General features: G+C 34.4%; 9 protein-coding genes. 4 read left to right on the plus strand and 5 right to left on the minus strand.

Annotated elements, in window-relative coordinates; all coding sequences use genetic code 11:
- Nucleotide 1: 1 nt before the first annotated feature.
- Nucleotides 2-352, plus strand: a complete 351-nt coding sequence (locus H2O64_RS21795) for a hypothetical protein (RefSeq protein ID WP_187564359.1) — start codon at nucleotides 2-4, stop codon at nucleotides 350-352.
- Between the two features lie 21 nt (nucleotides 353-373).
- Nucleotides 374-1,075 carry a hypothetical protein gene (locus tag H2O64_RS21800; protein WP_187564360.1) on the plus strand — a complete coding sequence of 234 codons (702 nt, stop codon included), beginning with the start codon at nucleotides 374-376 and terminating at the stop codon, nucleotides 1,073-1,075.
- Between the two features lie 111 nt (nucleotides 1,076-1,186).
- On the opposite strand, the gene H2O64_RS21805 is transcribed toward H2O64_RS21800, so the two are convergent.
- The gene (locus tag H2O64_RS21805; protein ID WP_187564361.1) at nucleotides 1,187-1,657 is read right to left on the minus strand and encodes a CBS domain-containing protein; all 471 of its coding nucleotides are present in this window, start codon (nucleotides 1,655-1,657) and stop codon (nucleotides 1,187-1,189) included.
- Between the two features lie 122 nt (nucleotides 1,658-1,779).
- Here H2O64_RS21805 and H2O64_RS21810 point away from each other — a divergent pair, with 122 nt between their 5' ends.
- The gene (locus H2O64_RS21810; protein WP_187564362.1) at nucleotides 1,780-4,059 is read left to right on the plus strand and encodes a M28 family peptidase; all 2,280 of its coding nucleotides are present in this window, start codon (nucleotides 1,780-1,782) and stop codon (nucleotides 4,057-4,059) included.
- Nucleotides 4,060-4,144: 85 nt separating this feature from the next.
- On the opposite strand, the gene H2O64_RS21815 is transcribed toward H2O64_RS21810, so the two are convergent.
- The 3 genes from H2O64_RS21815 to H2O64_RS21825 all read right to left on the minus strand — a co-directional run bounded on the left by H2O64_RS21815 (nucleotide 4,145) and on the right by H2O64_RS21825 (nucleotide 7,455).
- Complete coding sequence (locus H2O64_RS21815; protein WP_187564363.1) at nucleotides 4,145-6,208, minus strand: M13 family metallopeptidase; 2,064 nt, start codon at nucleotides 6,206-6,208, stop codon at nucleotides 4,145-4,147.
- A 95-nt stretch (nucleotides 6,209-6,303) separates the two neighbouring features.
- Entirely contained in the window at nucleotides 6,304-6,822 is a 519-nt protein-coding gene (locus H2O64_RS21820) for a nuclear transport factor 2 family protein (protein WP_187564364.1), read from the minus strand.
- A 3-nt stretch (nucleotides 6,823-6,825) separates the two neighbouring features.
- Nucleotides 6,826-7,455 (minus strand): hypothetical protein, encoded by a 630-nt coding sequence (locus H2O64_RS21825; RefSeq protein WP_187564365.1) that lies wholly within the window; start codon nucleotides 7,453-7,455, stop codon nucleotides 6,826-6,828.
- 201 nt (nucleotides 7,456-7,656) lie between these two features.
- On the opposite strand from H2O64_RS21825, the gene H2O64_RS21830 reads away from it, so the two are divergent.
- Nucleotides 7,657-8,607, plus strand: coding sequence for an NAD-dependent epimerase/dehydratase family protein (locus tag H2O64_RS21830; RefSeq protein WP_187564366.1), 951 nt, complete (start codon nucleotides 7,657-7,659; stop codon nucleotides 8,605-8,607).
- 221 nt (nucleotides 8,608-8,828) lie between these two features.
- Here the strand turns inward: H2O64_RS21830 and H2O64_RS21835 are convergent, their stop codons facing one another.
- Complete coding sequence (locus H2O64_RS21835) at nucleotides 8,829-11,525, minus strand: CHAT domain-containing protein (protein ID WP_187564367.1); 2,697 nt, start codon at nucleotides 11,523-11,525, stop codon at nucleotides 8,829-8,831.
- Nucleotides 11,526-12,065: the final 540 nt, after the last annotated feature.

Genomic DNA, 12,065 nt, shown 5'->3' on the forward strand with positions numbered 1-12,065 from the left:
TATGGACAAAAAATGTTTAGAATGCGGCGATACGTTCAAAGGTCGTGTCGATAAAAAGTTTTGTAGCGATTACTGTCGAAATGCACACAACAATCGACTTAATAAAGACGGAAAAAATCTAATTCGGAATATCAACAATCGCTTGCGGAAAAATTGGCGTATTCTAGAAGATTTAAACGTACATAAAAAGACAAAAACGACCAAAGGAAAACTTTTGGAAAAAGGATTTGATTTTAGTTACTTTACCTCAATCTATACCACGAAAGCCGGTGCAACGTATTATTATGTATACGATCAAGGATATTTGTTGTTAGATAATGATTATTATTTATTAGTCAAAAAAGATTCATAAACTACAAAAGCAATCCCCATAATGGACACTAGTTTCGACATTTCAGCATATATAATTCCAGCACTTATTATCGTTGGTTTCGCTATTTTAATTTTTGTTGGCTTTTATTTTAGCGCTAAAAGTAGAATTCTCCGTGAACTGAAAAAAGTGCGTCGAAAAGCAATTCACAGTGCACGAGAAAACGAATATGTAAAGATTGTCGGCAAAGCAAAACATGCGGGAGAACCTTTAATTGCGCCGCTTAGCAATCGGAAATGCGTGTATTATGCTGTAAAAGTAGAAGAACAAAGTGGAAAACACTGGAAAACTATAATCGACGATGTTGTTTTTCAAGATTTCTTTATCAGCACAGGAACTGAAAGCGCTATTTTGAATTTAAAAGTACAAAAAGACAACACGAAAAGAATCTATTTAGTAACTGATCATTCTATAAATTCAGGTTTTTTCAAAAAACCTGATGCAGAAATAGAACGTTATTTACAATTAAAAGGAAATAAAAGTACAGGTTTTTTTGGGATGAATAAAACACTTCGCTACAAAGAAAGTGTTATTGAGCTCAATGAAGAAATTGCCGTAATGGGCATTGCTAAATGGCAAACAATTGATACGCCTGTAGACGGTTATTCTGATTCAAGAGTGTTGACATTAACAGGTTCAAAAGAACAAAAACTGTTAGTCACAGATGAACCGAAAGCGATGAAACGTGTTAAGAGAAAATTATAAAAATGAATACAAGTATAGTTAGAAAAAGGCACAAAAAAGCATAAACTCATCATGACCAATCTGGCGGAAGCCATAGATTAAGAAATGATAACCGCTAAAAAAAGTTAAAAATTACTTCCAACTCTGCCCTTTTAATTGCATCGCCGCTTTCAAAATATCTTTCTGACTAATTTGCCCAACAAGCTTTCCATTCTCTACAATTGGAAAACGCCTTCTTTTAGATTGAATAAACTTATTGGCAGCTTCAAAAATATCCAAATTACCATCAATAGTTTCTACATTTTTTGCCATGTGTGCTTCTATTTTATTTTGCTCAAAAGGCATGTTGTAATAACGACTGTCCGAAATTTGCTTGATGCAATCTCCTTCAGAGATAATTCCGATCAATTCGTTTTTATCGTTCACAACTGGTCCACCAGAAATTTTATGCTGAATTAGTTTTTGAATCACTTCTTCCACAGTTTGTTCAGGCTTAAACGTGATTAAATTTCGCGTCATATAATCACTAACTTTAAACGCTTCTGCTTTGGTTGCACTATTAGTCTGCGCTTTTCGTGCACCTTGAAAACTTTTTATTCCCATAATAAATATATTTAGTGATTCCTAAAGTTACTCATTTTTAACTGGTTAACCTAAAACCGTCATTTCATATCCTTAAACTGTATAGTTTTTACTATTTTTAAGCAACCTTACAACCAAACACTATGAATACGCCAAAAGCACGTTATACCTTTCTTTCTTTTTTACTGATTGCATTTGCCGTCTATTCAAGTTTTCATAGTGCGATGCCGCAAGAAGCCACAGAAGGGAAAGTTCCAAAAACCGAATTTTCTACAGTTCGTGCGTTTGAACATGTAAACGAACTTGCCAAAGAACCACATTATGTAGGTTCAAAAGCGCATGAAACGGTTCGTAATTATATTATTTCAGAATTAAAAAAATTAGGCTTACAACCAAGTGTTCAAGAAGGATTCACACTAGATGGCTGGGGAAATGTTTCAAAACCAAAAAACATATTAGCACGCATTAAAGGGAAAAATTCTTCAAAAGCATTACTATTATTGTCACATTACGATAGTGATCCGCATTCAGCTGTTGGCGCAAGTGACGCTGCAAGTGGTGTTGCAACAATTTTAGAAGGAACTCGTGCTTTTTTAGCCAAAGGAAAACAACCAGAAAACGATATTATTTTATTACTATCCGATGGAGAAGAATTAGGTTTGAATGGTGCCGAATTGTTTGTAAACAAACATCCATGGGCAAAAGATGTTGGTTTAGTATTGAATTTTGAAGCGCGCGGAAGTGGCGGACCAAGTATAATGTTGTTAGAAACTAATAACGGAAATGCCAAACTCATCAAAGCGTTTAAAGATGCCGGAACACAATATCCTGTTGGAAATTCACTCGCGTACAGTATTTATAAAATGCTTCCAAATGATACCGATTTGACTGTTTTTCGGGAAGATGGAAACATTCAAGGATTTAACTTTGCATTTATTGACGATCATTTTGATTATCACACCGCAAATGATACGCCAGAAAATTTAGACTTCAACACGCTAGCGCATCAAGGAACGTATTTGATGCCATTGTTAGATTATTTTTCAACACAAGATTTAACACAAATGACATCTGAAGACGATTTGATTTATTTCAATTCACCTTTTGGATTTCATACCTATCCATTCTCGTGGATTTTACCGATGTTAATCTTAATTATATTATTATTCATTGGATTAATACTCTATGGATTTAAAGAAAAAATGCTTTCTGGCAAAGGAATTTTATCCGGATTTATTCCGTTTTTAGTGGCGCTTATCGCGAGTTGTGCCGCAACGATTTTAGGTTGGAAATTAATCAATTGGTTGTATCCGCATTATGGCGAAATTCAACATGGATTTACGTATAATGGATACACCTATATTTCACTTTTTGCATTTCTTTCATTGGGAATTTCGTTTTATTCTTATCATAAATTTGGTAAAAAAACAACCGCTGCAAACTTATCAATTGCACCACTTTTCTTTTGGGTTGTTATTACAGCACTTGCCGCTTTCTATTTAGACGGCGCAAGTTTTATAAGCATTCCTGTACTGTTAAGTTTAGTTTCTGTCATTATTTTGATTAGAAACCAAAAACAACCTCCGGCTTTTTCATTAACTTTTTTAGCAATTCCTGCAGTGGTAATTTTAACGCCGTTTATCAAGCTGTTTCCTGTTGGTTTAGGTTTGGAAATTATTGCAGTTGTTGCACTATTAGTTGTATTGATAATTGGATTGTTAATGCCCGTTTTCGGATTGTATAAACGTAAAAAATGGACGGCGCGTTTGTTCTTTTTCTTGGCGATTGTTGCCTTTTTTGTAGCACATTCCAATTCCGGATTTACCGAGAAAACTCAAAAACCAAATAGTTTGGTATACGTTTTAGATGCGGATCAGAATAAAGCCAATTGGAATACGTATGATGGCATTTTGGACGATTGGACGCGAAATTACATCAAAGATGAAACGATTGCAAGAACAAAAGAAATACTAGACAGTAAGTACAAGTCTGGTTATACATACACGCAAACTGCGCCCGTAAAACCGATTCCGATACCGCTTTTTGAAACAATAAAAGATACCGTACACAGTAATCTTCGTCATGTAGAAGTAAAGATTATTCCGCAGCGAAATGTAAATAGAATTGAAGTATTTGGCGATGGAAAACAACTTGAAACTTTACAGATTAATGGAGTTAGAGTGCCTAAAATACCCAAATTACGCAGCAGACGTTTGGTGAGTTATTATGTTTCAGATAATGAGCCGCTTTCGCTTTCATTCACCACAAAACCTGATCAAAAAGTATCATTTATAATGTATGAAGCTTCTTTTGATTTGCTGACGAATCCGTTGTTTACAATTCCTGCGCGTGCTAAAAACATGATGCCAAGACCTTTTGTACTGAATGATGCCGTTTTAGTAAAAAAGACGATTGAGTTTTAATGTGTTTATGAGGTTCCGTATTAAGCACAAACATAAAAAAAGCCTGAACATACATTCAGGCTTTTACTTTATTGTGATTTGATTGTTACCAAATTCGAACTCTATCTTCAGGAGCTAAGTACATTTTGTCTCCTTCTTTGATATCGAAAGCTTCGTAAAAAGCGTCAATATTTTGTAAAGGAACATACGCTCTGTATTGTCCTGGCGAATGCGTATCTGTTTTGATTTTTGTACGCAATGCTTCATCTCTCATTTTTGTTCTCCAAACAGTTCCCCAAGAAAGGAAGAAACGTTGTTCAGCTGTATATCCATCTATTTTTTCTGGTCGTCCGTTTTCTTTGATATGACGTTGTAATCCATCATACGCACCTAAAACACCACCTAAATCTCCAATGTTTTCACCTAAGGTAAATTTACCATTGATGTATAAGCTATCTAGTACTTCAATAGCGCTATACTGAGCTGCTAATGCATCTCCTCGTTTTGTAAATTGTGCTAAATCGTCTTTTGTCCACCAGTTTTTTAGATTTCCATCCGCATCAAAACGTGCTCCAGAATCGTCAAATGCATGTGAAATTTCATGTCCAATTACAGCTCCAATTCCACCATAGTTTACAGCATCATCTGCTTGATAGTTATAGAAAGGTGGTTGTAAGATAGCCGCTGGAAAAACGATTTCATTGTTTAAAGGATTAAAGTATGCATTTACCGTTTGAGGCGACATTCCCCATTTTGTTTTGTCAACTGGCTCGTTGATTTCATCTAAATTTTTTCTGAATCCCCAATTTCCAACTGCAACCATATTATCATAATATGAATTACCATCTTTAACTGCTAATGTAGAGTAGTCTTCCCATTTGTTAGGATATCCAATTTTTACCGTAAACTTATCTAGTTTTTCAACTGCTTTCGCTTTCGTTTCAGGACTCATCCAGTCTAAGTTCATGATTCTATCTTTATACGCAGCAATTACATTTGCAATCATTTTTTCTGCTTTTTCTTTCGCTTCTGGCGGAAATTTAGCATCTACATATAATTGTCCAATTGCTTCTCCAACAGTTCCATTAACAGTTGCTAATGCTCTTTCTTCAGCATCACGTTGTTGTTTTGCTCCGTTTAGTTCTTTTGAATAGAAATCCCAGTTTGCTTTGTCTAATTCTGTTGTTAATTGTCCAGAAGCACTATTTAATGTAGCCCAACGCATTACTGTTTTGATATCTTCAATACTTTCATTCGTTAAGATTTCTTGCAATGCTGTCATGTATCGTAGCTGTGTTACAATAACAGTATCTACCTTTTTCATCTCCAAGTCTGTCATGAATTTATTCCAATCGATAACTGGTGTTATTGTTGATAGTTCAGCAATTGTTCTCGGATTGTTATAATTACGCGCATCTCTGCTTTCTATTTTATCTAAGCGTGGTGCTGCTAATTTTGTTTCCAATGCTAATACTGTTTCAGCATCTTTTTTAGCTTTCTCTTCGCTATCACCTAAAAATTGTAACATGCGTGTAATGTGTGCTACATATTTAGCTCTGATTTCTTTAGATTTTTCATCTTGATCTAAATAATAATCTCTTTCTGGCAATCCTAATCCTCCTGCACCAACATACGCTGCGTTCATGCTACTATCGCTTAAGTTTGCAAATGCCGATAATCCCATGAAAGGTGCTGAAACTGTTGCTGGGTTTTTAGCTAATACCGTTTGCATATCCGCAATTGATTTGATACTCGCAATTGCATCTAGCGCTGGCTGTAATGGTTTGATTCCTGCTTTGTTTCGTGCTATGGTGTCTAAAATAGAATTATAGATCATTAATGCTTTCGCTTGATCAGTGTCGGCTGCGTATTTTCCGCTTTTGAGTGCTTCATCAAGAATAGCTAATACATCTTGATCTGTTTTTTTACGCAATACGCCAAATCCTCCCCAAGATGTTCTATCGGCAGGAATTTCTGTAGTTTCCATCCATTTACCATTTACATACGTGTAAAAGTCATCTTTAGGGCTTACCGAAGTGTCCATGTATTCCAAGTTGATTCCTGGAACCGAGGCTATTTCTTTGGCCTTTTCCTTTTTCTCTCCTTCGCAAGAGAAAAGAAGCGCACTTGCTGTAATACAAAGTGCTAATTTTAAACTATTTGTCTTCATTTTTTGATTGTGTTTAATTAGTTCTACGCAATTTAGTATAAATAATAACTGTAATGTTACCGTTAGTCAGCACATTAACATTTCTTTAAGACATTTTATAGTTGCGATTTTACGATAGAGTCGTTTGCTTGTTTTAGCTTTACAATTTCTTTGACGTTGTCATTTGGAATTGCAATAGAGAGTACATAGTGTGATATTTTCCAAGTGTCATTTACTTTTTTGAGTACACCAGAACCTCTACATAATTCCATTTGTGTATCTAATAGCTCATCAAACCATGCAATGTCGCCATATTCCGATATAAATACATTTCGTTCTAAGGCAGTAAAACTCCAAGCTTTTCCTTTGTCAAAATAGGGTTTTGAAAATGCTTTAAAGTCCTCGTTTTTCCAATTTTCAGTAGCGTCGGTTCCTATAAATATAGCGGCATCCGTCATTTTGGAGAAATACGCATTAAAATCTGCATCTGCTGCAGCTTTATGCCAAGCATCTAATACGGTATTGATGGCTGTTTTACTTTTTTCTAAACGAAATTCTTCCACTTTTTGGCGCGCTTTTTCCGTATTACACGATACAAATGTGACAAAAGTGAGCAATAAGATTAGTTTTTTCAAAGCTTAGTTTTTTTCTAGTTCTACTTGTTTGAATTGTTTTTTAGGGAGTTTTTGGGCAGGTTTTTGCTCCTTATTCATTACTGCCTCCGTACTATCTTTAGTTTTGAATGCATCTCCAAGAATTTCCTCAGGAGTAATGTTTAATGCTGAAGCTTGTTCTATTTGATAGCAAATCGCATTGAATACTTTGTTTATTTCTACAATTTCTTTTTCTATAAATTCGTTCGAAATATTTTCGTCTGTTGCGTCATCTTGCAGCTTCAGTGCTTTAGTTTTTAATACTAAGAAACGACTGCGTATTTGCATAACATCTAATTCTTTTGGAAATCTCTTTTGTTCCATAGCGTCAATGTTTGCTGCTAACTGCCCCAAGTCTTCTACAATAGCAAAGCGTGTACTAGCATTAATGAGTTTTGTGCTTTCGTGTACCGTCTTAAATTCCAACCAATCTTGCACCAACTTTTTTTGAATTGGCGTTAATTCTTTGAGTTTTCCTTTTTTGGGAATGGTTAACTTGTTTTTGGCAAGAAAATCTTCACGACTTTCTGTCTGGGTATTGCGCGTATCCTGTTGTTCTTTTTTGCATGCAAAAAAGGAGATCATGACAAGCACAAGTACGATGATTTTTTTCATTAATTTTTGACTATCAATTTTATTAAAAAATGAGAAACAAATATAGCTAGTTTTTTATGTTCGTCTGTATTTTTAACAAAGTTTACCATGCTAAGGCATTGTAATTTATGAATTTATCAAAAAACTAGCTGTTAAATTTAATTTTTCGCATTCGCTAGCAATAGATTTCTATATATTTGTATACACTTTTTACTGTTTTTAATGACTACAAAAATTTTAATTATTGGTGCCTGTGGGCAAATAGGCACAGAATTGACAGCAGCTTTGCGAACTATGTATGGTATTGCAAATGTTGTTGCTTCGGATATTCGAAAAAGCGAAAGTAACGTTTTTAGCGAAGGTATTTTTGAAGTCCTTGACGCCAGAGATAAAGAAGCTATTGCTGCTTGTGTTGATAAGCATACTATTACCGATGTGTATTTGATGGCTGCCTTACTTTCGGCAACTGCTGAGAAAAACCCTGAGTTGGCTTGGGATTTGAATATGAATTCGTTGCTGCACGTGCTTAATTTAGCCAAAGATCAACGCATTAAAAAAGTTTTCTGGCCAAGTTCTATTGCTGTTTTTGGTCATAATTCGCCAAAGAAAAACACACCTCAACACACCATTATGGAGCCTTCTACCGTTTACGGAATTAGTAAGTTATCGGGGGAACGCTGGTGTGAGTATTACCATAAAAATTATGGTGTTGATGTTCGCAGTATTCGGTATCCGGGAATTATTAGTTGGAAAGCAAATCCAGGTGGCGGAACTACGGATTATGCTGTAGAAATTTTTCATGAAGCTATTAAGCATGGAACCTATACGTGTTTTTTGAATGAAGATACTTCGCTACCAATGATGTTTATGGATGATGCTGTTCGCGCTACGATTGACATTATGAATGCAGAAGCATCAAACGTAAAAGTGCGTTCTTCGTATAATATTGCCGCTACTAGTTTTACACCAAAAGAATTAACCATCGCGATTCAAGAGTTGCTTCCTGATTTTACGATACGTTATGAACCTGATTTTAGACAGGAAATTGCAGATAGTTGGCCCGAAAGTATTGATGATACAACAGCTACAAATGATTGGAATTGGTCTTCACAATTTGACATGAAAGCTATTGTTTCTGAAATGATTACGAATTTGAAGAAAGTGTTGGGTTAGTTCTTTTAAGTCGCTTTGTTCCTTGGTTGTTGGTTGTTGGTTGTTGGTTGTTCGAAAAAATACTTTTTACTTTAAAGTTCAAAATTTAGTTGTCAAAACGCTACTTCGATTTTCGATAGAAAATAGTGTCGAGAAGTACTTTGAAATAGCATTGAATGTCAAGAAATTAAAATATTAAACGATTCAAAATTTAACTTTCAACATTTATAATTTACAATTACTTACGCTGCTTGTTGTTTTCTTCTTTTAGATCGAATCCATAAGATTATTCCCGTAAGGAACAAACCACCTATTATATAGTATAGATACACGTTTTTATTATTGTAGATAGGATTTATGTCTCCCGTAATGGTTAATGCGCTCCAGTAATAGGGAGAAGCTTCACTAGTGTTTTTATTGTTTTTGAGATACGTGAGTTTTGCTTTTTGCAACGCGAACGATTTTGTATCGCCAGCTGCGATATTTTTGTAGAATTCTTGTATGATATCGTTGCTCGCTTTTTCATTGATATCCCATAAAGAAGAAACCACACTTTTTGCGCCAGCGTTGAAGAATCCTCTTGCCAAACTCATCACACCTTCGCCTTTTTTGAGTTCGCCATCAGACGTTTTACAAGCACTTAATACTACTAATTCGGATTTGTTTTTGGTGAAGTAGAGTTCATCCAACGTTATTTTTTCGTCATAGAAAGCCATCCAAGGAACCGTATTATTTATTCCGCCATGCGTTGATAAATGCACTATTTTGTAATTTCCATAAGCTTCTGTAAATAGCTCTTTCGTCGCTTCTTCGTATTGAAAGTGATTGGCGTTAAATATATTGGTTAGTTTTTCTAATTCTTCTTTACTTGTTGCCAATGCGCCAAATTGATCGTTTTTGAATTTCGTAGGCGCGATCGCAATAAATGCCTTGGAGATTGGCGTGTTGTTTTGTTGCGATTGTGCGGCCGAAGAAAGCGAATAGTTATAATGAATTTCTGTATTTTCAATGAAATACGCATTGTTTGGCGTACGCAATGCTTCAAAAGGAATGTATTGCAAGAGTCCATCTGCAATAATCGTGATGCGTTTTTCAGCGAATTGCATTTCCGAAGTATTGAATGGTATGAGTTGCTGATAGAGTTTTTTAGCAAGAGCTTCATACTTGTTTTTATCTTCGTTTTTTACAAAAGGTTTGGAAACCGCTTCTTTGTATTGTGTAACTGTTTCCGTTAGGATTTCCGTTGTTGGCAATTCTTTTAGCTGAATGCTTTTTGGAGAAATTAACGCCACAAATCCTTTTTCTTTTCCAACAATGTATTGTAATATCAGTTCGTCTGCTTGTAATGTTGATTGTACGTTTTGCAAGGTTACAATGTTGATGTTTTTCTTGTAGTTATAGTATTTTGGAAACTCCGTTTCTAATGAATCTATGAATGCGGCATATTCTTTTTTGTATTTGAAAACGCTGTTTTTTAGTGAATCTATCGTCTGCGTTTCAGTAGTTTCATACGCTTGAATTTCAGATTCAAACGTTTTGATTTCTTTGATTAAGTTTTGTTCGCGCTCTAGTATGTTTTCGGGAAGTTTAGACAAGCGTTTTGCCGTTGCATTGGTCATGTTTTCTAACAACAACATGGCTTTGTTTTTTTCCATGAAGAAGAAGGCTTTTTCGGGTTGTTGCAAACGGTAACAAACCTCAACCGCTTTTGGGTAGAATGTTGCGCCTTTTTTTCGCCAGAATAGTTTTGATAAGTCTTCACGACTTTCTACGTAAATCAAATCTATTAATTGATCTGCTAGTGTAAACGTATCGAGAGCATTTTTGAGGTATTCAGGATTTCCTTCTGCATCGTAATAGGCAATCCAACCGTTAGCTTTGTCGATTAAGTATCCTAAAACATCTATTTTATTAGGAGAAAATTCAATGTCTTGCAGTGTTGGTAATTGTTGATAGTCAATGTCTTTAGATTCTAATGCTAACACAATTGCCTTTTGGTAATGAATGAGTGCTTTTTGATGGTTGTTTTCTTTTTGATAGATGTCGGCTAAGTTGTTGGAGACCATTGCTTTCATATTTCCATCTTCAGAGCTATTTTCATTTGCTTTTTCTAAAAAATACTTTGCTTTTTCTAGTTGATTTGTTTTCTTACTGACTATTGCCAAATTTATGTTACTCCTGAAAATATTAATGGTATCATTTTCTAAAGTCGATATATTTAACGCACTTACATAATTTTCTTTTGCACTTGTAAAATCCTCTATAAAATCATAAAAAGCTCCCAAATTTAAGTAAGTAACTATTTTATTTTCTACACTGATATGATTTGTCAATTTTTCTAATTCTTTCTTTATTTTTAATATTTGTTTAGAATAGCTAGTTTCATATAAATCTACTAAAATTTGTAATTTACAAACGTATGTTCTTACTAATTCTTCATCATTTTGAAAAGATTTTGATAAATATATAGATTTATCATAAATAGTAATTGCCTTCTGAAAATCTCCTAAATCACCGTATATATTTCCGAGAGATCGATATATTTTGCTTGTAGAATTGTTAACTTCAGGGTACCTTTCTAAATAATTATTCGCTGCTTTTAAGGCTTTATAAAACTGCTGATCTCGGTGTAAAAAAACGATTCTATTTCTACGATTTTTCTTGAAGTCGTTAATATTAAAATTGTCCAATATGACTGCTATATTTTCTACTTTTTGAGCATAAAAAACAGCCTTTTTAATGTTTGAAAAACCTGCCACATTAATAAAATCTCTATAAATTTTAACCAATTTTAGCGGATCAACTTGAATGTTCTTTTGAAGTAATAAACTATCTACTAGCTTTTCTTTTTCAGCTAAGGAGAACTCTCTTTTTTCCAGTTGCTGATGATAATAATTACTTAATTCTACATCCTGTGCTTGCAATAAACACAATGGCATCAAAAAAATAAATACTAAAAAAAACTTACGAAATCTTATCTGTGAAATAACCATAAATATTAGAAATCTGTGTTCATTATGTGGCAGTTATAAATTTAAAGAATATTTAGTACCTTACCTAACCTATTAATATATAAAACTTTTAGCATGAAAAAGTCAAGTAAGTATTTCTCAATTGAAACAGTACAAAGTTTCTAATGATATTACTATTAAAATTAATGGCGGCACTAAAAGAGCCGGAGCTGACTCAAAGGAGGAACCAGAATAGCATCTAAAATTTTTAATTGTTTTACCATAAGATCCAGTTATGCAACGGGATTAATTCAACTTGCAATATTGCGTGCGTCTTGCAGACTTCTCAATATTGAGTTAAAACTATTGATTCATGAGATCCCGTTATGCAAAGGGAATACTTCAACTTACAACATTGCGTGCGTCTTGCAGACTTCTCAATGTTGAGTTAGAACTATTGATTCTTGAGATCCCGTTATGCAACGGGATTAATTCAACTTACAACATTGCGTGCGTCTTGCAGACTTC

It is taken from the genome of Kordia aestuariivivens (assembly GCF_014397005.1).
Classification (GTDB): Bacteria; Bacteroidota; Bacteroidia; order Flavobacteriales; family Flavobacteriaceae; genus Kordia; species Kordia aestuariivivens.

Bases quoted from the DNA above. Each gene is read 5' to 3' on its own strand.
- H2O64_RS21800 (WP_187564360.1), top strand. From the start codon at position 374: ATGGACACTAGTTTCGACATTTCAGCATATATAATTCCAGCACTTATT.
- H2O64_RS21815 (WP_187564363.1), bottom strand. From the start codon at position 6,208: ATGAAGACAAATAGTTTAAAATTAGCACTTTGTATTACAGCAAGTGCG.
- H2O64_RS21805 (WP_187564361.1), bottom strand. From the start codon at position 1,657: ATGGGAATAAAAAGTTTTCAAGGTGCACGAAAAGCGCAGACTAATAGT.
- H2O64_RS21795 (WP_187564359.1), top strand. From the start codon at position 2: ATGGACAAAAAATGTTTAGAATGCGGCGATACGTTCAAAGGTCGTGTC.
- H2O64_RS21825 (WP_187564365.1), bottom strand. From the start codon at position 7,455: ATGAAAAAAATCATCGTACTTGTGCTTGTCATGATCTCCTTTTTTGCA.
- H2O64_RS21835 (WP_187564367.1), bottom strand. From the start codon at position 11,525: ATGCCATTGTGTTTATTGCAAGCACAGGATGTAGAATTAAGTAATTAT.
- H2O64_RS21830 (WP_187564366.1), top strand. From the start codon at position 7,657: ATGACTACAAAAATTTTAATTATTGGTGCCTGTGGGCAAATAGGCACA.
- H2O64_RS21810 (WP_187564362.1), top strand. From the start codon at position 1,780: ATGAATACGCCAAAAGCACGTTATACCTTTCTTTCTTTTTTACTGATT.